Annotated in this window: 20 protein-coding genes; 7 read left to right on the top strand and 13 right to left on the bottom strand. The window is 54.7% G+C overall.

From position 1 onward, the window contains the following. Positions 1-42 precede the first annotated feature (42 nt). Positions 43-2181 (top strand): anaerobic ribonucleoside-triphosphate reductase, encoded by a 2139-nt coding sequence (gene nrdD / locus A6A26_RS07595; protein ID WP_063878174.1) that lies wholly within the window; start codon positions 43-45, stop codon positions 2179-2181. Next, on the top strand, positions 2178-2645 hold the full coding sequence (gene nrdG / locus A6A26_RS07590) for an anaerobic ribonucleoside-triphosphate reductase-activating protein (RefSeq protein WP_063878173.1): 468 nt from the start codon (positions 2178-2180) through the stop codon (positions 2643-2645). Before nrdD ends, nrdG begins: the two co-directional genes overlap by 4 nt. Here the strand turns inward: nrdG and A6A26_RS07585 are convergent. Then, a complete protein-coding gene (locus A6A26_RS07585) occupies positions 2637-3272 on the bottom strand; it encodes an NAD-dependent epimerase/dehydratase family protein (protein ID WP_063878172.1) in 636 nt (211 codons plus the stop codon). The two genes, nrdG and A6A26_RS07585, sit on opposite strands and share 9 nt — an antisense overlap. A 146-nt stretch (positions 3273-3418) precedes the next feature. Between A6A26_RS07585 and A6A26_RS07580 the strand changes: the two genes are divergently transcribed. After that, positions 3419-3940 carry a type 1 glutamine amidotransferase domain-containing protein gene (locus A6A26_RS07580; protein WP_063878171.1) on the top strand — a complete coding sequence of 174 codons (522 nt, stop codon included), beginning with the start codon at positions 3419-3421 and terminating at the stop codon, positions 3938-3940. Between the two features lie 40 nt (positions 3941-3980). Here A6A26_RS07580 and A6A26_RS07575 read toward each other — a convergent pair whose 3' ends face one another. Beyond that, the gene (locus A6A26_RS07575) at positions 3981-4409 is read right to left on the bottom strand and encodes a YhbP family protein (RefSeq protein ID WP_063881087.1); all 429 of its coding nucleotides are present in this window, start codon (positions 4407-4409) and stop codon (positions 3981-3983) included. 81 nt (positions 4410-4490) lie between these two features. Between A6A26_RS07575 and A6A26_RS07570 the strand changes: the two genes are divergently transcribed. Beyond that, entirely contained in the window at positions 4491-4778 is a 288-nt protein-coding gene (locus A6A26_RS07570) for a GIY-YIG nuclease family protein (protein WP_063878170.1), read from the top strand. Here A6A26_RS07570 and A6A26_RS07565 read toward each other — a convergent pair. Together A6A26_RS07565 and A6A26_RS07560 are read right to left on the bottom strand one after the other, a co-directional pair. Further along, the gene (locus A6A26_RS07565) at positions 4762-5268 is read right to left on the bottom strand and encodes a GNAT family N-acetyltransferase (RefSeq protein ID WP_063878169.1); all 507 of its coding nucleotides are present in this window, start codon (positions 5266-5268) and stop codon (positions 4762-4764) included. The two genes, A6A26_RS07570 and A6A26_RS07565, sit on opposite strands and share 17 nt — an antisense overlap. Next, positions 5262-5786 (bottom strand): ubiquinone anaerobic biosynthesis accessory factor UbiT, encoded by a 525-nt coding sequence (locus A6A26_RS07560; RefSeq protein ID WP_063878168.1) that lies wholly within the window; start codon positions 5784-5786, stop codon positions 5262-5264. The genes A6A26_RS07565 and A6A26_RS07560 overlap by 7 nt, the downstream gene beginning before the upstream one ends. A 205-nt stretch (positions 5787-5991) precedes the next feature. Between A6A26_RS07560 and A6A26_RS07555 the strand changes: the two genes are divergently transcribed. From A6A26_RS07555 to A6A26_RS07545, 3 genes are all read left to right on the top strand, one after another. Then, positions 5992-6987: a ubiquinone anaerobic biosynthesis protein UbiU gene (locus A6A26_RS07555; RefSeq protein ID WP_063878167.1), complete on the top strand. Its 996-nt coding sequence runs from the start codon at positions 5992-5994 to the stop codon at positions 6985-6987. Positions 6988-6996: 9 nt separating this feature from the next. Beyond that, a complete protein-coding gene (locus A6A26_RS07550; protein ID WP_063878166.1) occupies positions 6997-7881 on the top strand; it encodes a U32 family peptidase in 885 nt (294 codons plus the stop codon). A gap of 112 nt (positions 7882-7993) precedes the next feature. After that, positions 7994-9004 carry a luciferase-like monooxygenase gene (locus tag A6A26_RS07545; protein WP_063878165.1) on the top strand — a complete coding sequence of 337 codons (1011 nt, stop codon included), beginning with the start codon at positions 7994-7996 and terminating at the stop codon, positions 9002-9004. 91 nt (positions 9005-9095) lie between these two features. On the opposite strand, the gene A6A26_RS07540 is transcribed toward A6A26_RS07545, so the two are convergent. The 9 genes from A6A26_RS07540 to nusA all read right to left on the bottom strand — a co-directional run bounded on the left by A6A26_RS07540 (position 9096) and on the right by nusA (position 20628). Then, a complete protein-coding gene (locus A6A26_RS07540) occupies positions 9096-11000 on the bottom strand; it encodes a DEAD/DEAH family ATP-dependent RNA helicase (RefSeq protein WP_063878164.1) in 1905 nt (634 codons plus the stop codon). Beyond that, positions 10993-11067 carry a protein YrbN gene (yrbN, locus tag A6A26_RS26245; protein ID WP_226374622.1) on the bottom strand — a complete coding sequence of 25 codons (75 nt, stop codon included), beginning with the start codon at positions 11065-11067 and terminating at the stop codon, positions 10993-10995. Before yrbN ends, A6A26_RS07540 begins: the two co-directional genes overlap by 8 nt. 110 nt (positions 11068-11177) lie before the next feature. Then, positions 11178-12062 (bottom strand): lipoprotein NlpI, encoded by an 885-nt coding sequence (nlpI, locus tag A6A26_RS07535; RefSeq protein WP_063878163.1) that lies wholly within the window; start codon positions 12060-12062, stop codon positions 11178-11180. A 129-nt stretch (positions 12063-12191) separates the two neighbouring features. Further along, positions 12192-14321, bottom strand: coding sequence for a polyribonucleotide nucleotidyltransferase (pnp, locus tag A6A26_RS07530; RefSeq protein WP_063878162.1), 2130 nt, complete (start codon positions 14319-14321; stop codon positions 12192-12194). Between the two features lie 306 nt (positions 14322-14627). Then, positions 14628-14897 carry a 30S ribosomal protein S15 gene (gene rpsO / locus A6A26_RS07525; RefSeq protein WP_006121766.1) on the bottom strand — a complete coding sequence of 90 codons (270 nt, stop codon included), beginning with the start codon at positions 14895-14897 and terminating at the stop codon, positions 14628-14630. Between the two features lie 123 nt (positions 14898-15020). Further along, positions 15021-15965, bottom strand: coding sequence for a tRNA pseudouridine(55) synthase TruB (gene truB, locus A6A26_RS07520; RefSeq protein WP_063878161.1), 945 nt, complete (start codon positions 15963-15965; stop codon positions 15021-15023). Continuing rightward, positions 15965-16372 carry a 30S ribosome-binding factor RbfA gene (gene rbfA / locus A6A26_RS07515; RefSeq protein ID WP_063878160.1) on the bottom strand — a complete coding sequence of 136 codons (408 nt, stop codon included), beginning with the start codon at positions 16370-16372 and terminating at the stop codon, positions 15965-15967. The genes truB and rbfA overlap by 1 nt, the downstream gene beginning before the upstream one ends. A gap of 66 nt (positions 16373-16438) precedes the next feature. Next, positions 16439-19123: a translation initiation factor IF-2 gene (gene infB, locus A6A26_RS07510; protein WP_063878159.1), complete on the bottom strand. Its 2685-nt coding sequence runs from the start codon at positions 19121-19123 to the stop codon at positions 16439-16441. Between the two features lie 17 nt (positions 19124-19140). Then, positions 19141-20628 (bottom strand): transcription termination factor NusA, encoded by a 1488-nt coding sequence (gene nusA, locus A6A26_RS07505; protein WP_063878158.1) that lies wholly within the window; start codon positions 20626-20628, stop codon positions 19141-19143. Positions 20629-20633 lie beyond the last annotated feature (5 nt).

Genomic DNA, 20633 nt, shown 5'->3' with positions numbered 1-20633 from the left:
TAGAATCCAAAAACACACCTATATGTAGTTAATGGAGAGAAAATGGCAACGGTGGTGGTGAAGCGCGACGGATGCCGCGTAGGCTTTGACGCACAGCGTATCGCTGCAGCGGTCGCGGCGGCGGCACGGGCAGCAAATGTGGAAGATGCACCCTGGTGCGCCACAGTAGCCGATCGGGTCAGTACCCAACTGGCCGATCGCGAGGAAGTGGATATTGGTGATATCCAGTATGCGGTGGAAGAAACGTTGATGGCGGGGCCTTATCCTCAGCTGGCACGCGCCTATATTGAGTATCGTCACGATCGCGACGTAGAGCGCGAACGCCGCAGCCAGCTGCATCACGCCATTCGCGGTCTGGTGGATCAGACCAACGCCGCCCTGCTGCATGAAAATGCCAATAAAGACAGCAAAGTGATCCCGACACAGCGCGATCTGCTGGCCGGGATCGTGGCAAAACACTACGCCCAGCAGCAGATCCTGCCGCGAGATGTCGTGCAGGCGCATGAGCGCGGCGAGATCCACTATCACGATCTCGACTATTCGCCCTTCTTTCCCATGTTTAACTGCATGCTGATCGATCTGCAAGGCATGCTGACCAACGGCTTTAAAATGGGGAATGCCGAGATCGAGCCGCCGAAATCCATTGCCACCGCAACGGCCGTTACGGCGCAGATTATTGCTCAGGTCGCCAGCCATATTTATGGCGGTACCACCCTGAATCGCATCGATGAAGTGTTGGCGCCCTATGTGGAAAAGAGCTTCGCTAAGCACCTTGCCGTGGCTCAGAACTGGCACATTCCTCAGGCGGAAGCCTATGCCCGCGAGCGCACTGAAAAAGAGTGCTATGACGCCTTTCAGTCGCTGGAATACGAGGTGAACACGTTACATACGGCGAATGGCCAAACGCCGTTTGTAACCTTTGGTTTTGGCCTGGGCACCAGTTGGGCAGCACGGCTGGTTCAGACCGCCATTCTGCGTAACCGCCTGGCCGGGCTGGGTAAAAACCACAAAACCGCTGTGTTTCCTAAACTGGTGTTTACGATTCGTGAAGGCATCAACCGCCGTACGGACGATATTAACTACGATATCAAGCAACTGGCACTGATCTGTGCCAGCAAGCGCATGTATCCCGATATTCTTAATTACGATCAGGTCGTTAAGGTCACCGGTTCCTTTAAAACCCCGATGGGCTGCCGCAGCTTCCTGGGCGTTTATGAAGAAAACGGCAAGCAGATTCATGAAGGCCGCAACAACATCGGTGTCATCAGCCTGAATTTACCGCGCATTGCACTGGAAGCCGCTGGCGACGAAACCCGTTTCTGGGCGTTGCTGGATGAGCGGCTGGCGCTGGCAAAGCGGGCACTCATGACGCGCGTCGCCCGGTTGGAAAAAACCAAAGCCCGCGTTGCCCCTATCCTCTATATGGAAGGGGCCTGCGGCGTCCGGCTCAATGCCGATGATGAGATTGGCCCGATTTTTCGTAACGGTCGCGCCTCGCTGTCGCTGGGCTACATCGGTTTACATGAAACCCTGAACGCCCTGAGTGGCGCAAAACAGCATCCTTTCGATGATGCGACACTGCGTGCCAAAGGTGTCGCCATCGTGGCACGGATGCGCGCCGCGACCGACGCCTGGAAAGACGAAACCGGCTATGGCTTCAGCCTTTACAGTACGCCCAGTGAAAACCTGTGTGACCGTTTCTGCCGTCTGGATGCCGCACAGTTCGGGGTGGTAAACGGCGTTACCGATAAAGGCTACTACACCAACAGCTTTCATCTGGACGTCGAGAAGAAGGTGAATCCTTACGATAAGATCGATTTTGAAGCGCCCTATCCTTCGTTGGCTAACGGCGGGTTTATCTGTTACGGCGAATATCCCAATGTGCAGCACAACCTGAAAGCGCTGGAAGACGTTTGGGATTACAGCTATGACCGGGTGCCTTACTACGGCACTAATACGCCTATTGACGAGTGCTACGACTGCGGTTTTAACGGTGAGTTTACCTGCACCAGCCGTGGCTTTACCTGTCCCAACTGTGGCAATCACGATCCTGCGCGGGTTTCGGTTACGCGGCGCGTGTGTGGTTACCTGGGAAGCCCGGATGCCCGTCCGTTCAACGCCGGTAAACAGCAGGAGGTTCAGCGTCGGGTGAAACACCTTGATAGCGGACAGCTGGGATGATGCGCATCCATCGCTACTACGATGTCGATATTGTTAACGGCCCCGGCACACGCTGTACGCTGTTTGTTTCGGGCTGCGAGCACCAGTGCCGTGGCTGTTACAATCAGAGCACCTGGCGGCTGGATTCTGGCGTGCCTTTTACACTGGCGATGGAAGAGCAGCTACTGGCTGACTTGAAAGATACGCGCATCCCGCGTCAGGGTTTATCGCTGAGCGGCGGCGATCCGCTGCATCCCCACAATGTGCCGCATATCCGTCGCCTGGTGAAACGGGTCAAACAGGAGTGTGCAGGCAAAGACATCTGGTTGTGGACCGGCTATGAGATGCAGACGCTCAGCCCGGTGCAGCGGGCAATCCTGCCCTGGATAGACGTCATGATTGACGGGCGGTTTGAAGCGGCAGAGAAAGATGCCACGCTTCTGTGGCGTGGCAGCCGCAATCAGCAAATCTGGTACTTACGCTGACGCACGCGGGATATCACCCGACGCGATCAGCGTGAACCCGGATTTTTCCTCAGCAAACGCCTGGTGATGCAGGCAGCGCGCTACATCCTGGGCCGAGACGGCGCGCCAGTTGCCAGGCAGCCAGGCGAACAGCGGGGCCATCAGACTTTCCCCACGGCGTTTATCTTTTCGCTCACCCAGCAACAGTGAAGGCCGGACCACCGTCAGGTGCGGCCAGTCCTGATGGCGCAACGCATTTTCCATCTCACCCTTAACGCGATTGTATAAAAAAGGGGAATGACGATTTGCGCCGTGCGCGCTGACCACCAGCATCTGTCTGGCGCCCAGACGTAAACCGTTCAACGCAGTATCCACCACCAGCGTGTAATCTACGTGAATAAATGCCTGTTTACTGCCCGCCTGTTTGCGGGTCGTGCCCAGACAGCAAAATACCGTCGTCAAGGGTGTGTCCAGCGGGCGCAGGACATCGGTTAGATCGGCTTCAACCGGATTGATCACTTTATTCATCGCCGGCAGCGCACGGCGAGTCGGCGCAATAATTTCATCAACGCGCGGGTCAGCGATCAGTAAACGCAGCAGGTGCGATCCCACTAACCCGGTTGCGCCCGTCAGTAATATACGATTCATCTCGGAATATTCCCTGTTTAGCCGCCAGCCGTGCAAAATCTGGCCAATGTGAGCCGCCTGGCTTGCGTTCTCAGAATCGACAACCAGACTTAACAGGTAATCAGGATAGCGCAGTATGCGCCTAACATGCCTAAAGGAGGGTAAAGATGAGCACCAAAATTGCGGTTCTGATCACCGATGAATTTGAAGACTCTGAGTTTACCTCGCCAGCCGAGATCTACAAACGCGCAGGCTATGAAGTGGTAACGATTGAGGAGCAAGCGGGCAAAACCGTGAAAGGCAAACAGGGTGAGGCTGAAGTCACTATCGATCGCAGTATCGACGAAGTGAGTCCGGCAGAATTTGATGCCCTGCTGTTGCCAGGCGGACACTCACCGGATGCATTGCGCGGTGACGATCGCTTTGTTGCCTTTACCAAAGAATTTGTGGCGAGCGGCAAACCCATTTTTGCTATTTGCCACGGGCCACAACTGTTGATCAGTGCGAATGGTGTACGCGGTCGTAAAATGACCAGCGTAAAAGCCATTGCCATTGACTTGATCAATGCCGGTGCCGACTTCCGCGACGAGGAAGTGGTGGTTGACAGTGACAAACTGGTCACCAGCCGCACGCCTGCGGACCTGCCCGCGTTTAACCGTGAATCCCTGCGTATTCTGCAGGCGCTGTAACGGCCTTACGCCCTTTTCCGCCAGGAAGGGGGCGCTTTATTTACGCCTCGCGTTGCCAGACAATTTTTTTACCAAATCCCAATGCATTGTCCGTCATTTTCAGCTCATCCAGCGTAATTTCCCATAAGGGCGCGGCGACCTTGCGCGAGACCGGAAAACGCCGTTGATAGGCGGTGCGCGCTTCCGTTGCTTCTTCGTCGCTGAGCTGCCTGATCTGACCACGATACTGCACGCCCTTTATCAGCAATACCGTCTTCGGTTGCCCATTGATGGTGCCCGCTACGCTGTGGTGTTTTATCGCCAACAGGCCGTGACGCGTATCTGGCTCGGTCATCAGCCAGAATACCATGCGTGACTCATCAAACACGTAGTAGCAGTTTGCACACCACAAATCGTTGTCGGCACAGCAGCATAATGAAAGCACATGCTGCTTTTTCAGGTAACGAACAAGATGGGAAAGATCAGACACAATCAACTCCGGTAAGGGCGATGGATAGCGCACCGCAAGGAAGCACGATACACTGCCGGGCAGGCATTTCTGGGACAGATTATGAGTCAGCACTGGCAACTTTACCTGATACAAACAGCCGCAGGCAGCCTGTATACCGGCATCACGACTGACGTCACGCGCCGCCTTGGGCAGCATGAGCAGGGTCGCGGCGCCCGAGCCTTGCGCGGTAAAGGCCCGTTAACGCTGGTTTATGCCTGCGCGGCGGGTGACCGCGCGCAGGCTTCCGTGCTGGAATATCAGGTTAAGCAACTGACCCGTCAACGAAAACTGCAGCTGGTTGCCGAGCAACCGACTCGTCTTGAAGCGTGGCTTAGCTCAGCTGATTAAAGGGCGCGGAATACTCAATACGTCCTTCAGCGCCGTCAAACGCGTTGTCCGCCAGACGATAAACCTGGAAGGCCGCTTCGCTGCCCGGCCAGCGGCAGTGCAAACCATGCCGGGCCGCAGGTTCGAAGCCCAGATGGTGATACAGTGCAGGGTCGCCCAGCACCACAACCGCACTGTAGCCAAACTCATTCAGCGTATCCAGACCTTCATAAACCAGTTGTTTCGCGATGCCCTGTCCACGCAGGCTTTCATCCACGGCCAGCGGGGCCAGCCCGACCCAATTGCGATCTTCGCCCTGCATGGTGACCGGGCTAAACGCGGCATAACCCAGCACCTGACCTTCATCGTCAGTCGCGACCACGCCCAACGTTAACAGGCCGTCTTCGCGCAGGGCCTGAGTGAGCTCAGCTTCAGCTGAAGTGGGAAAGCAACGTCGCAGTAATGCATCGATACCGGCGGCATCCACGCCAATTTCTGTGCGTATTAACATGAGCCACCCGCGCGTGCCTGTGCGGCTTTCGCGTCCTGTTGCATTGTTGTCTCCACGATTGCAGCCATCTGCTGAATGGCGGTACGTAACCCCTTGGGCATGGTGTCGAGTTCAATTGCATCCATTACGTTCTTAACCTCCAGTCCCAGTTCCGTATCCCCTTCAATCAGCAGTCGTCGCTGAAAGAAAAGCATATCTGGATCCGCTTTGCGTGCTGCTACCAGCAACAAATCATTGGCGTTGCCCCGGAACCAGACATCTGCTTCGGCATTCTGCAACACCCTCAGTCGACCGCCTTCCAGCGTGGTGATCCACGTGAGATTAACATCGCTAATCTCAATACCCAAAAAGCGTCCCTGAAGGAAGTCTAACTCACCTTCGGCTAAAACATGACGAAATTGCCAGTTTAAGAGTTGTTGCAAGAGCCGCTGCTTCAACGTGAACGGGGCGAATGTTACAGGTAAGCTGAGGATTTTAGGGCCATTTTTCACTAAACTGGCAGATAACCGCTGGAACACGCTTTGCACTCCCGTCAAAAAAATTTTAGCTATATTGCCACAGACAGCGGTTCTCGCCGCTGGTGAGATCAATAAAACCCGCCGCTGAAGGGTTAAAAAAATGCCAGGCTATCTCATCAATGACGGTTTCACTGCCCCAAATCAACATTTCCCCGAAGCGCCATGACTAGACTCGTGCTCCATCTGCATGTCGAGAGGATTGAGTATGGAGTTGCTGTGTCCGGCCGGGAACCTGCCTGCAATACGCACCGCCGTTGAGAATGGTGCCGATGCGGTTTATGTCGGGCTGAAAGATGACACCAATGCGCGTCACTTCGCCGGGTTAAACTTTACTGATAAGAAGCTGCTTGAGGCGGCACATTATCTCCATCAGCATCGTCGTAAGCTGCACGTGGCGATCAATACCTTTGCACATCCCGATGGCATGCATCGCTGGCAGCGGGCCATTGACGTGGCGGCAGACAGCGGCGCGGACGCGCTGATCCTGGCCGATATGGCGACGCTGGAATATGCCACCGCACGCTATCCACATGTTGAACGCCATCTGTCAGTACAGGCTTCCGCCACTAACCTTGAAGCCATTCGTTTTTACCATCGCCATTTTCATGTGCACCGTGTGGTGCTGCCGCGCGTTTTGTCGATTCATCAGGTAAAACAGCTGGCGCGCAGTACCCCTGTTCCGCTGGAGGTCTTTGCCTTTGGCAGCCTGTGTATCATGGCGGAGGGCCGCTGCTATCTCTCCTCCTGGCTAACGGGTGAATCCCCAAACAGTAAAGGTGCCTGCTCACCCGCGAAGTTTGTGCGCTGGCAACAGACGCCAGCCGGCATGGAGGCACGTCTCAATGAGGTGCTGATCGATCGTTATGACGCGGAGGAAAGCGCGGGCTATCCCACGCTGTGCAAAGGCCGCTACCAGGTCGACGACCAGCGCTACCATGTGCTGGAAGAACCCACCAGTCTGAATACGCTTGAACTGTTGCCAGCGTTGCTACGGGCAGGCATTGCCTCGGTGAAAATCGAGGGGCGCCAGCGCAGCCCTGCCTATGTTTCCGATGTGGCCCGCGTCTGGCGTCAGGCGATTGATCGTTGTAAAGCCGAGCCGGATAACTTTGAGGTGGCGCAGCAGTGGATGCAGACGCTGGGCGCGCTGTCTGAGGGCTCGCAAACCACGTTAGGCGCTTATCATCGTGACTGGCAGTAAGGAAAACCCATGAAATACGCCCTTGGGCCAGTGCTGTGGTACTGGCCAACCGCCACGCTGGAACACTTTTATCAACTCGCCGCCAGCAGCAGCGCCGATATCATCTATCTTGGGGAAACGGTCTGCAGCAAGCGGCGTGCGACGCCCTTTGCTGCCTGGATGAGCCTGGCGCGTGAGCTGTCAGCCAGTGGTAAGCAGGTGGTCATCAGTACGCTGGCTTTGCTGCAATCCCCTTCTGAGCTCAAAGAGCTGCAGCGCTATGTTGAAAATGGCGAGTTTATTATTGAGGCCAACGACGTTGGCACCGTCAACATGGCAGCCGAACGCAAGCTGCCCTTTGTCGCGGGCCCCACGCTGAATGTGTATAACGCTGATACGCTTCAGCTTCTGGTGAAAGAGGGAATGACGCGCTGGTGTTTGCCAGTTGAAATGCCACGCGACTGGCTGGTGCAACTGCTACAACAGTGCGAAACCAAAGGCATACGCCAGCAGTTCGAGGTGGAAGTGCTGGGCTATGGCCATTTGCCGCTGGCGCTGTCGGCTCGCTGCTTTACGGCTCGCTCGGAGAATCGCGCCAAAGATGACTGCGAAACCTGCTGCATTCATTACCCTAACGGACGCAAGGTCCTGTCGCAGGAGCAACAGCAGGTCTTCGTCTTAAACGGTATCCAGACCATGAGCGGTTACTGCTATAACCTGGGAAACGATCTGGTTGGCATGCGCAACTGGGTGGATATCGTGCGGCTGTCGCCTCAGGACACGCAAACCTTAAGTCTTATTGACCGGTTTCGCCAAAACGAGGAAGGCCAGGCACCGCTGGATCTGGAGAAAAATCGGGATTGTAACGGCTACTGGCGCAAGCTGGCGGGGATGGTTTTACTGACCACCGACTGAAAGGCACATACAGGCAACATACTGAGAGTGTAAAAAGTTTTAATATGGCGGATGTTACGCAATACTTGATGGTGCAGGGTCTGACACCTGCGCTATACACTCTGGAGTACCCATGTCTGATAAAAAAAACGTTCGCCTTTCCGTTCTGGATCTTGCCCCTGTTCCGCAGGGCGCGACGCCACGTGATGCTTTCCATAATTCACTCGCGTTGGCGCGTCAGGCAGAAAAACTGGGGTTTGAACGTTACTGGCTCGCCGAGCACCACAATATGACTGGCATTGCCAGTGCGGCCACCGCCGTGCTGATTGGCTATCTGGCCGCCAACACCACCACGCTGCGTCTGGGTTCTGGTGGCATTATGTTGCCTAATCATTCACCGCTGATGATTGCAGAGCAGTTTGGTACCCTGGCTTCGCTGTATCCCGATCGTATCGATCTGGGATTAGGCCGTGCACCGGGTTCGGACCAGCGCACGATGCTGGCACTGCGTCGTCATCTGTCGGGCATTCATGCCGATACCTTTCCGGACGATGTTGCCGAGCTGATCGACTGGTTTGATGCGGAAGCGGGCGCGCAGCCGCCGGTGCAGCCGGTTCCCGGCTTAGGAATGAAAATTCCGGTGTGGCTGTTAGGTTCCAGCCTTTATAGCGCTCAGCTCTCGGCCAAAATGGGACTGCCGTTTGCCTTTGCCTCACACTTTGCGCCGGACCAGCTGTTCCAGGCCCTGCACGTCTATCGTGAGAACTTCAAGCCTTCCGCGCGCCTTGCCGAGCCCTACGCCACGGTGTGCATAAACATTGTTGCCGCTGACACCGAAAGTGAAGCGCGTTTTCTGTTTACCTCCATGCAGCAGCAATTTATTAATCTGCGTCGTGGTAAACCGGGTCCGCTGCCTGCACCGGTACAGAATATGGACAGTCTGTGGTCGCCGTCTGAACAGTATGGCGTGCAGCAGGCGCTGAGCATGTCTCTGGTTGGCGATGTGGATAAGGTACGGCATGGTCTGGCTTCACTGCTGCGTGAAACTCAGGCAAATGAGGTGATGGTTAACGGGCAAATTTACGACACCGAAGCGCGCCTGCATTCGTTTAAGCTGGCCATGGAAGCTGCCAGCAGCCTGTAGCCAGCGGCGGTGATCCTGTGATGGGTCAACGACAAGACAAAAAAAAGGGAAGCCCGCAGGCTTCCCTTTTTATTACACCGAATAAGCTCGCTTACGCGTCACGACGACGTGGTGCAGCAGCACCGTCTTCACGACGTGGACCACGACCGCCTTCACGATTGAAAGGGCGTGCACCATCACGACCGCCTTCACGGCGCTCAGAAGAGAAGCGACGCGGGCCCTGACCTTCAGGACGCGCAGCACCGCCACGACGCTCGCCAGCACCGGCACCCGGACGACGTTCGCCACGGCCACCTTCATGCGGCTGAGCATCACCCAGTAACTGCATATTCATCGGCTTGTTCAGAATACGTGTACGGGTAAAGTGCTGCAGCACATCGCCAGGCATGCCTTTCGGCAGCTCGATGGTAGAGTGCGTACCGAACAGTTTGATGTTACCGATGTAGCGGCTGCTGATATCGCCTTCGTTAGCAATAGCGCCCACGATATGACGAACTTCAACACCGTCATCACGGCCCACTTCAATACGGTACAGCTGCATATCACCAACGTCACGACGCTCGCGACGTGGACGGTCGCCGCCCTCACGGTTTTCGCGTGGGCCACGTGCTTCACGTGAATCACGGCTCTCACGACGATCGTCGCGCTCACGGAATTCACGACGCGCAGGACGTGGTGCATCAGCAGGAACGATCAGCGGACGCTCACCCTGTGCCATTTTCAGCAGAGCCGCAGCCAGGGTTTCGATATCCAGCTCTTCTTCAGGCTGCATCTTAGCCAGCAGCGCACGGTACTGCTCCAGATCGCTGCTTTCCAGTTGCTGTTGAACTTTCGCAGCAAACTTAGCCAGACGACGCTGACCCAGCAGTTCTGCATTTGGCAGCTCAACTTCTGGAATAGTCAGCTTCATGGTGCGTTCGATATTACGCAGCAGACGACGCTCGCGGTTCTCTACGAACAGCAGTGCGCGACCGGCACGACCTGCACGACCGGTACGGCCGATACGGTGAACGTATGATTCTGAGTCCATCGGAATATCGTAGTTAACAACCAGGCTGATACGCTCAACGTCCAGGCCACGGGCCGCAACGTCGGTAGCAATCAGGATATCCAGACGGCCATCTTTCAGGCGCTCCAGCGTCTGCTCACGCAGTGCCTGGTTCATATCGCCATTCAGTGCCGCACTGTTGTAACCGCTACGCTCCAGCGCTTCAGCGACTTCCAGCGTTGCATTTTTAGTACGCACGAAAATGATCGCCGCATCAAAGTCTTCTGCTTCAAGGAAGCGAACCAGCGCATCAGTTTTACGGCCGTGGGCAGTCCAGTAGCTCTGGCTGATATCCGGGCGCGTTGTCAGGCTTGACTGGATGCGAACTTCCTGCGGATCTTTCATGAAACGCTTGGTAATACGACGAATCGCTTCTGGCATAGTGGCAGAGAACAGTGCGGTCTGATGACCTTCTGGGATCTGCGCCATGATAGTTTCAACGTCTTCGATGAAGCCCATGCGTAACATTTCATCTGCTTCGTCCAGAACCAGACCACGCAGGTTAGACAAATCTAAGGTGCCACGTTTCAGGTGGTCCAGCAGGCGGCCTGGCGTACCCACGACAACCTGTGGTCCCTGGCGCAGTGCGCGCAGCTGCACGTCATAACGCTGGCCGCCGTAAAGGGCAACCACGTTCAGACCGCGCATATGTTTAGAGAATTCGGTAACAGCTTCAGCAACCTGCACCGCCAGTTCGCGGGTCGGTGCCAGCACCAAAATTTGCGGTGCTTTAACAGTTGGGTCGATGTTATGTAACAGCGGCAGCGAGAACGCTGCGGTTTTACCACTCCCGGTCTGCGCCATACCTAACACGTCACGGCCCGCCAGCAGGTGAGGAATACACTCAGCCTGGATTGGGGATGGCTTTACATAGCCCATGCCATTCAGTGATTCAAGGAGTTCGGCGTTCAGGCCAAGGTCAGCAAAAGTGGTTTGAATATCAGTCATGTAGTACACGTGCCTCGTTGATTGCGGCGGCCAGTCTACATAACTCGTCGTGAAAACTTTCAGTCATTTTCATCAAAAAGTGTGAACCGGCTCAAATTAGAAGTTTTGACGAACAGAAAAGCCTTCATCCCTGAAGATGATGACTTGACAGGTTTTACAGGCAAAAAAGTTCGTCAGCTATTGCTGGTCAGATTCTGATAAATCGTCTTGTGCCTGGCCGAGTTGCGCCAGTTCCAACAATGCGTATCGGTGTTCAACAAAGTTATTAACGTTGTTGGCGACCGCCAGTTTGAACAACGCTTCTGCGTTGTCCTTCTCCCCCAGACTTAGGTAATACTTACCTAAATAGAAGTTGGTTTCACTGAGATGTTCAGCGAGCGAGGTGTTATCCGTTGCGTCCGCCTTGAGACGTTCCATCAGTGTTGCTTCGCTGATGTCGCCAAGGTAGAACTCGACAATATTCCATCCCCATTGGTCCTTGACCGCTTTGTCGTAACGCTGCTTGAGCGCCACTTTCGCTTTGTCTGCATCCATCTTGCTTTCGACAAGGTAGAGCCACAAGCTGCGGAAAGGATCGTTAGGATCGTCTTGATAAAACGCCAGCAGATCATCTTGCGCTAACTTGTATCGACCACCGTAATAGAGGGCGATACCACGATTTAAATGCGCATAGTTGTAAGTTGGATCAAGCTCAAGTACAGAATCAAACGCTTCATAGGCGGCATCAAAGTTGCCCGCCTGCGTTAAGTATATACCAAGATAGTTAAACACCTCTGGCATATCTGGTCTTATAGACAGCGCTTGCGAAAAATCGTTCCGCGCTAATGCCCTAAGACCCAAACTATCATACAACACTCCGCGCTCATATAACAGCTGTGCGCGTTCATCATCGGTAAGGGCTCGACTGGCAAGAATTTGTTCCATGCGAGCCAGAATCACTTCCTGTTGCAGTGTGGGCTGTAAAGGTACTGCAAGAACTTCGTTCTTACGCCAATTGGAGTTGCTGCATCCTGCCAGCGTCAAAGCTGTCGCAACAAAACACCAGCGCAAAAAAGGCTTCATTTCCCACTCCCGAATACAAACATTGGGACAACCATCCTGTTATCCGCCTGCTGTGCACAAGGATTCCCGCCCTCGCGATGACACAAAAGCCTCTCCCTGCCAGGCAAGGAGAGGCAAATCAGGAAAGACTTATTCAGCGTCAGGTGTGCTCTCAGCTGCAACAGCTTCAGGCTTGGTTTCTGTCGCTTCTTTGATGCTCAGACGTACACGGCCCTGGCGATCAACTTCCATCACCTTAACCGGCACTTCCTGACCCATCTGCAGATAGTCAGTCACTTTCTCAACACGCTTGTCTGCGATTTGAGAAATATGCACCAGACCTTCTTTACCGCCGCCGATAGCGACGAAGGCACCGAAGTCTACGATGCGGGTGACTTTACCGCTATAGACACGGCCCACTTCGATTTCTGCGGTGATTTCTTCGATACGGCGAATAGCTTCTTTCGCTTTCAGACCGTCGGTCGCTGCGATTTTCACGGTACCGTCATCTTCGATTTCGATGGTTGTACCGGTTTCTTCGGTCAGCGCACGGATCACGGAACCGCCTTTACCAATCACATCTTTGATCTTGTCGGAGCTGATCTTGATGGTGTAAATACGTGGCGCGAACTCAGAAATTTCCTGACGCGGGGTGCTGATAGCCTGCTCCATGACGCCCAGAATATGCAGACGTGCACCTTTGGCCTGGTTCAGCGCAACCTGCATGATTTCGCGGGTGATGCCTTCGATTTTAATGTCCATCTGCAGCGCGGTGATACCTTCACGGCTACCGGCGACTTTAAAGTCCATATCGCCCAGGTGGTCTTCGTCACCCAGGATGTCGGACAGGACAACAAACTTGTCGTCTTCTTTTACCAGGCCCATCGCGATACCCGCAACAGATGCCTTGATTGGCACACCTGCATCCATCAGCGCCAGAGAGGCACCACAGACCGAGGCCATAGAAGAAGAACCGTTAGATTCGGTGATTTCAGAAACCACGCGAACGGTATACGGGAAATCTTCGGCTTTTGGCATCACAGCCAGCACGCCGCGTTTCGCCAGACGACCGTGACCAATTTCACGACGCTTAGGCGAACCTACCATACCGGTCTCACCGACAGAGTACGGAGGGAAGTTGTAGTGGAACAGGAAGCTGTCGGTACGTTCGCCCATCAGCTCATCCAGGTTCTGCGCATCGCGGGTCGTACCCAGCGTAGCAGTAACCAGCGCCTGCGTTTCACCACGGGTGAACAGGGCTGAACCGTGAGTACGCGGCAGCACGCCGGTGCGCACGTCCAGACCACGGATCATGTCTTTCTCACGACCATCGATACGTGGCTCGCCGTTCAGAATGCGGGTACGGACAACCGTCTTTTCCAGGCTGTGAACGATGTCGCCGATTTCGGCCGCATCCAGTGATTCATCTTCCGCCAGCAACGCAGCAATGGTGTCATCTTTAATGACGCCAACCTGAGCATAACGTTCTTGCTTGTCAGTGATACGGTACGCATCGCTGATACGTGTTTCGGCAAGCGCCGCAACGCGTGAAATCAGTGCAGTATTCGCCTGCTCTGGCTGCCAGTCCCAACGCGGTTTGCCCGCTTCGGCGACCAGTGAATTGATGTTTTCAATCACAATCTGCTGTTGATCGTGGCCGAACACCACTGCGCCCAACATTTGTTCTTCAGACAGGATTTCTGCTTCAGATTCCACCATCAGAACGGCGTTCTGCGTACCGGCAACGACCAGATCCAGGCGTGAGGTTTTCAGCTCATCCGCGGTTGGGTTCAGTACGTACTGGTCATTGATATAACCAACGCGCGCTGCACCGATTGGGCCGTTGAACGGAAGGCCTGACAGCGCCAGCGCTGCAGAGGCACCGATCATGGCAACGATGTCTGGATGAACCTGTGGGTTTACCGACACAACCGTGGCGATAACCTGCACTTCGTTAACGAAACCTTCCGGGAACAGTGGACGCACAGGACGGTCGATCAGACGTGAAATCAGGGTTTCGCCTTCGCTTGGACGACCTTCACGACGGAAGAAGCTGCCTGGGATACGACCAGCAGCGTAAGTACGCTCCTGATAGTTCACGGTCAGTGGGAAAAAGTCCTGGCCTGGTTTGGCTTTTTTCTGACCAACCACGGTGACAAATACTGCGGTATCGTCCATGCTCACCATAACAGCGGCAGTCGCCTGGCGAGCCATCATGCCGGTTTCCAGCGTGACGGTATGTTGACCATATTGGAATTTGCGTACGATCGGATTAAGCAAAATCAAAGTCCTTAACATCGGGGCAGTGCTATATTGAGCCTGCCATTGATTACCGATCCTCGTTGCATCCTCGCGACTAATGACAACCCTTAACCGCCCCTGCGGTAAAAGCCTCTCATTAGCCGCGCGAACCTCTGCAAACAAAGATCACACCCAACAACAATACATGAGTTTGCTCAGGATTGCTGCGCATTGCTCGAAAAAAGGGGCCATAAAGGCCCCCTTTTCATGAAACTCGCACAAATCTGATCGCCAGTCGGGTTTTTAGCACACGTGAGTGGCATCCCTGACGACCCGATTTTAAGACTAGCGACGCAGACCGAGACTTTCGATCAGGCTGCTGTAGCGTGCAACGTCTTTACGCTTCAGGTAGTCCAGCAGCTTACGACGCTGAGATACCATGCGCAGCAGACCGCGGCGGCTGTGGTGGTCTTTCTTGTGCTCAGAGAAGTGACCCTGCAGATGGCTGATCTGCGCGGTCAACAGGGCAACCTGAACTTCGGTTGAACCGCTGTCGTTAGCACCACGACCATATTTAGCAACGATCTCTGCTTTAGCTTCTACGCTTAGAGACATAATAAACTCCAGTTAAATGAATGTATGGGCGCCGATCTCTAATTCAGCATCCCGCTTTAAAGTCGCGCCATTCTACTCTTCGCTTCAGGGCAACGCAAATGCCCAACGCGGAAAGCGCACAACTTAATTCTGATACTCAACCACTAAACGTCGGGGAGCAATGCGGCCATCCTCGGCAATTTCTGCCATGCCGATAAATTTGCCCTCTTCACCTTCGGTGACGCGCACGAGGCCCTGAGCCGGTGCCTGACTGGCGTGAACCGGTTGGCCCTGTTTAAAGTATGCGGCCACATCAGAGGACACGTTTACCGCCGGGAAATCTGACGCGGGGCTGTCCATTGGCAAAAGCAGCGGATCAAGATGCTGCGCCAGATCCTCACCCGTCTCGTTAGCGTTGTGCTGTAGCGCCTGCAACTGTTCCAGCGTCACCATTCTCTCAAACGGATAGCGTGCCACCTGCATACGGCGCAGCATGATGACGTGCGCACCGCAGCCCAGCTTCTCGCCCAAATCGTCAATAATGGTGCGGATGTAGGTGCCTTTGGAACAGTGGATTTCCAGTTCCAGCTCATCGCCCTGCCAGCGAATAAACTGCAGGTCATAAACGGTAATCGGACGCGGCTCACGCTCAATGGTGATGCCTTCGCGCGCGTATTCGTACAGTTTTCTGCCCTGATGTTTCAATGCAGAAAACATCGACGGCACCTGCATGATATCACCGCGAAAACCCTCCAGCGCCGTATCCAGCGCAGCCTGGGTAAAGTCCACCGGACGGGTTTGCACCAGGTTACCGTCAGCATCCGAGGTATCGGTACGCTCACCCAGACGGGCAATCACGCGATAACGCTTATCGGAGTCCAGCAGATACTGAGAAAATTTGGTGGCTTCGCCCAGGCAGATAGGCAACATGCCGGTTGCCAGCGGATCGAGCGCCCCGGTATGTCCTGCACGGTTAGCGTTAAAAATGCGCTTTACCTTTTGCAGGACATCATTGGATGACATCCCTTGTGGCTTATCCAGCAATAACACGCCATGGACGTCGCGACCGCGACGACGAGGACGACTCATTACGCCTCCTCGTTATCGTCCGTGGACTCAGGACCACGACGCTCAACGTCTTTTTTCACCACGTTGGTGACGAGGTTTGACATGCGCATGCCTTCAACCAGCGAGTTGTCGTAGAAGAAGGTCAGCTCCGGCACGATACGCAGGCGCATGGCTTTGCCCAACAGCGTGCGGATATAACCCGAGGCTTCTTTTAACGCTTTCAGGCCATTTTGTACGGCTTCTTCATCTTTATCATTGAGGAAGGTGACAAACACTTTGGCGTAAGCGAGGTCACGTGATACCTCAACGCCAGAAACGGTGACCATCATGCCAAGACGTGGATCTTTAATCTCACGCTGCAGGATCATGGCAACCTCTTTTTGCAGCTCTTGTGAGACACGCTGCGGACGGCCAAATTCTTTCGCCATTTTTTATTTCTCCCAAATAATTCGGGAGGCCAGCGGCCTCCCAAATTGCATCATCAACGCCAGGACTTAAGCGATGGTGCGTTTAACTTCAATCACTTCGAAGACTTCGATCATATCGCCGACACGAACGTCATTATAGTTCTTCACGCCGATACCACACTCCATGCCGTTACGCACTTCGTTGACGTCATCTTTAAAGCGACGCAGTGATTCCAGTTCGCCTTCGTAAATCACCACGTTATCGCGCAGTACACGGATTGGGTTGTGACGTTTGATATTACCTTCCGTCACCATACAACCGGCCACTGCACCAAATTTCGGTGATTTGAACACGTCGCGCACTTCAGCCAGACCGATGATCTGCTGTTTGTACTCTGGTGCCAGCATACCGCTCATCGCCGCTTTCACTTCGTCAATCAGGTTATAGATGACGGAGTAGTAACGCAGATCCAGGCTTTCCGCATCAACTACGCGGCGCGCAGAGGCGTCAGCACGGACGTTGAAGCCCAGCAGGATGGCGTTGGATGCTGCTGCCAGCGTGGCGTCGGTTTCGGTGATTCCACCTACCCCTGAACCCACAATCTTCACCTTCACTTCGTCGGTGGAGAGTTTCAGCAGGGAGTCGGAGATCGCTTCCACAGAACCCTGAACGTCCGCTTTAAGCACGATGTTCAGTTCGGACACTTCGCCTTCGGTCATGTTCGCAAACATGTTTTCCAGCTTAGATTTCTGCTGACGAGCCAGCTTAACTTCACGGAATTTGCCCTGACGATACAAAGCCACTTCACGTGCTTTCTTCTCGTCACGAACCACGGTCGCTTCATCACCCGCTGCCGGTACACCTGACAGGCCAAGGATCTCAACCGGGATAGACGGACCCGCTTCCATGACTTCACGACCCAGTTCGTCACGCATCGCACGGACACGGCCGTATTCGAAGCCGCACAGAACGATGTCGCCTTTGTTCAACGTACCTTCGCGTACCAGCACGGTAGCAACCGGACCACGACCTTTGTCGAGGAACGATTCAATGACCACACCGCTCGCCATACCTTCACGGATAGCGGTCAGCTCAAGCACTTCTGCCTGCAGCAGGATAGCGTTCAACAGGTCGTCAATACCGGTACCGGCTTTCGCAGAGACGTTAACGAACATGTTTTCGCCGCCCCACTCTTCCGGGATGATCCCGTACTGAGTCAGCTCGTTTTTAACACGATCTGGATCGGCTTCTGGCTTATCGCACTTGTTGACTGCAACCACCACCGGCACTTTCGCCGCTTTGGCGTGCTGGATAGCTTCAACGGTCTGTGGCATAACGCCATCGTCCGCAGCCACGACCAGGATAACGATATCCGTTGCCTGCGCACCACGAGCACGCATTGCGGTAAACGCGGCGTGGCCCGGCGTATCCAGGAAGGTCACCATGCCGTTATCAGTTTCGACGTGATAGGCACCGATGTGCTGCGTGATACCGCCCGCTTCGCCAGAGGCGATTTTGGTGGAGCGGATATAATCCAGCAGCGAGGTTTTACCGTGGTCAACGTGGCCCATGATGGTCACGACCGGCGCACGAGATTCCTGTGCGGCATCGGTATCACGATCGTCCATTACCGCTTCTTCCAGCTCGTTTTCACGACGAAGGGTCACTTTGTGGCCCATTTCTTCGGCAACCAGCTGTGCGGTTTCCTGGTCGATAACCTGATTGATGGTCGCCATAGCGCCCATCTTCATCATCGCTTTGATGACCAGTGAACCTTTGACGGCCATTTTGTTAGCCAGTTCGGCAACGGTGATGGTTTCGCCAATGATGACATCACGGTTAACCGCCTGCGCTGGCTTGTTAAAGCCCTGCTGCAGTGCGCTTGGTTTGCGATGCTTGCCGCCTTTACCGCCGCGAACCTGCGCACGCGCTTCTTCACGGTCAGTTTTGGCTTCTGAATGTTTGTTGCCTTTTTTAACCGGACGCGCGGCTTTTGCACTGCGCGTGCGGGCACGGCCGGCTTCCACCTGACGATCGTTCTCGTCTTCGGCCTGGCGGGCATGCGTAGAGGTGGTGACGTGATAGTCGCCCTTGTCCTCTTCTTCAGGCTTTTCCCATTCAGCCGCTTTTTCTACGGCTAAACGGCGGGCTTCTTCCGCAGCGAGGCGGGCAGCCTCTTCCAGCTTACGGCGCGCTTCTTCTTCCGCTTTACGCTTCAGTTCGGCGGCTTCGGCTTCACGACGTGCTTTATCGGACTGCGCGGCCTTGGTCACTTCGTCGGTAGGTTGATTAGTCACTTTCTCATTTTCCGCTGCTGCACGCTTAGCCTTTTCAGCGGCTTCGCGCCTGGCTTTCTCTTCGGCTTCACGTTGCGCTTTCTGTTCCGCTTCACGACGCGCTTGTTCAGCGGCCTCGCGTTGCGCCTGCTCTTCCGCTTCACGCTGCGCCTCGGCTTCTGCTTCTGCCTGAGCTTGCTCAGACTCTGCATCGCCTTTTACGTACGTACGCTTTTTGCGGACTTCGATTTGCACCGACTTACTTTTACCCCCGGTGCCAGGAATATTCAAGGTGCTACGCGTTTTGCGCTGCAATGTCAGTTTGCCTGAACCGGCCTGACCATGCTTCAGGTGAGACAGTAAGGTTTCTTTCTCGTGCTGGGTCACCGCATCATTTTCAGACTTTGGGATCCCCGCATCAGCAAACTGCTGTACCAGGCGATCGACCGAGGTCTGAATTTCTGCTGCCAGCGATTTTACGGTTACATCTGTCATGCTGTTCCTTCCTGTTATTACGCGTCATCGCCGAACCAGCAGATATTGCGTGCGGCCATAATCAGCGCGCCAGCTTGCTCATCAGTCAGCCCTTCAATATCCGTCAGATCGTCAACACCTTGCTCTGCGAGATCTTCCAGCGTGCAAACGCCTTTGGATGCCAGGCGGAAAGCCAGTGCACGATCCAGACCCTCAAGATTCAAGAGGTCTTCAGCGGGTTCCTGATTACCAAGGCTCTCTTCTTTTGCCAGTGCCAGGGTGGTTAACGCATTTTTTGCTCGTTCACGTAGGGCTTCAATGGTCTCTTCGTCGAGGCCGTCAATTTCCAACAGCTCGTTGATAGGCACATAGGCCATTTCTTCCAACGTTGAGAAGCCCTCTTCCACCAGAATGGTGGCGAACTCTTCGTCGATGTCGAGATGCTTCGTGAACATATCGATTGCTGCATGGGCTTCAGCCTGATGCTTAGCCTGCAGATCATCGACGGTCATCACGTTCAGCTCCCAGCCACTCAGCTGTGAAGCCAGACGCACGTTTTGGCCATTACGGCCGATCGCCTGGGCCAGATTGCCAGCCTCAACAGCGATATCCATCGTGTGGTTATCTTCATCAACCACGATTGACGCCACATCAGCCGGGGCCATGGCGTTAATAACAAACTGTGCTGGGTTATCGTCCCACAGCACGATATCGATACGCTCGCCGCCCAGTTCACTGGACACAGCCTGAACACGCGCACCGCGCATGCCGACGCAGGCACCGACCGGATCGATACGTTTATCGTTGGTTTTTACTGCAATTTTTGCACGTGAACCCGGATCGCGGGCCGCGGCTTTAATTTCAAGCACTTCCTCGCCAATTTCTGGCACCTCAATGCGGAACAGTTCGATCAGCATTTCAGGTTTAGAACGCGTCACAAACAGCTGCGCGCCACGGGCTTCAGGACGTACTGCATACAGTACACCGCGAATACGGTCGCCCGGGCGAAAGTTTTCGCGTGGCAGCATGTCTTCACGCAGGATCACGGCTTCAGCATTGTTGCCCAGATCCAGCGAGATGTTGTCACGGTTCACTTTCTTCACCACACCGGTGATGATTTCGCCTTCCTGCTCGCGGAACTGATCCACCACCATTGCACGCTCGGCTTCACGTACTTTTTGTACGATAACCTGCTTCGCCGTCTGGGTCGTGATACGGTCAAACGTTACGGATTCAATCTGGTCTTCTACGTATTCGCCCAGATTGAGAGACTCGTCTTCGTAGCGAGCCGCATCCAGCGTGATCTCGCGCGTTGGCTGCGTAACCTGATCGACGATCTCCCAACGGCGGAAGGTATCGAAGTCGCCGCTTTTACGGTCGATGCTGACGCGTACGTCAATTTCCTGCTCGTACTTTTTCTTGGTCGCAGTCGCCAGCGCGCTCTCCAGCGCTTCGAAGATTTTCTCACGCGGCAGGGCTTTTTCGTTAGAAACGGCTTCTACAACAGCTAAGATCTCTTTGTTCATCCTGG

This window comes from Pantoea sp. OXWO6B1 (assembly GCF_001641135.1).
Taxonomy (GTDB): domain Bacteria; phylum Pseudomonadota; class Gammaproteobacteria; order Enterobacterales; family Enterobacteriaceae; genus Pantoea; species Pantoea allii.
Note: the sequence above shows the minus strand (reverse complement) of the source record. Positions and strands in the feature narration are given on the sequence as shown.

Coding starts and splice junctions, on each gene's coding strand:
- A6A26_RS07565 (WP_063878169.1), bottom strand. CDS start 5,268: ATGTTAATACGCACAGAAATTGGCGTGGATGCCGCCGGTATCGATGCA.
- A6A26_RS07550 (WP_063878166.1), top strand. CDS start 6,997: ATGAAATACGCCCTTGGGCCAGTGCTGTGGTACTGGCCAACCGCCACG.
- A6A26_RS07545 (WP_063878165.1), top strand. CDS start 7,994: ATGTCTGATAAAAAAAACGTTCGCCTTTCCGTTCTGGATCTTGCCCCT.
- infB (WP_063878159.1), bottom strand. CDS start 19,123: ATGACAGATGTAACCGTAAAATCGCTGGCAGCAGAAATTCAGACCTCG.
- nrdD (WP_063878174.1), top strand. CDS start 43: ATGGCAACGGTGGTGGTGAAGCGCGACGGATGCCGCGTAGGCTTTGAC.
- A6A26_RS07555 (WP_063878167.1), top strand. CDS start 5,992: ATGGAGTTGCTGTGTCCGGCCGGGAACCTGCCTGCAATACGCACCGCC.
- truB (WP_063878161.1), bottom strand. CDS start 15,965: ATGAGTCGTCCTCGTCGTCGCGGTCGCGACGTCCATGGCGTGTTATTG.
- nusA (WP_063878158.1), bottom strand. CDS start 20,628: ATGAACAAAGAGATCTTAGCTGTTGTAGAAGCCGTTTCTAACGAAAAA.
- A6A26_RS07540 (WP_063878164.1), bottom strand. CDS start 11,000: ATGACTGATATTCAAACCACTTTTGCTGACCTTGGCCTGAACGCCGAA.
- rbfA (WP_063878160.1), bottom strand. CDS start 16,372: ATGGCGAAAGAATTTGGCCGTCCGCAGCGTGTCTCACAAGAGCTGCAA.
- nlpI (WP_063878163.1), bottom strand. CDS start 12,062: ATGAAGCCTTTTTTGCGCTGGTGTTTTGTTGCGACAGCTTTGACGCTG.
- A6A26_RS07580 (WP_063878171.1), top strand. CDS start 3,419: ATGAGCACCAAAATTGCGGTTCTGATCACCGATGAATTTGAAGACTCT.
- nrdG (WP_063878173.1), top strand. CDS start 2,178: ATGATGCGCATCCATCGCTACTACGATGTCGATATTGTTAACGGCCCC.
- A6A26_RS07570 (WP_063878170.1), top strand. CDS start 4,491: ATGAGTCAGCACTGGCAACTTTACCTGATACAAACAGCCGCAGGCAGC.
- A6A26_RS07585 (WP_063878172.1), bottom strand. CDS start 3,272: ATGAATCGTATATTACTGACGGGCGCAACCGGGTTAGTGGGATCGCAC.
- rpsO (WP_006121766.1), bottom strand. CDS start 14,897: ATGTCTCTAAGCGTAGAAGCTAAAGCAGAGATCGTTGCTAAATATGGT.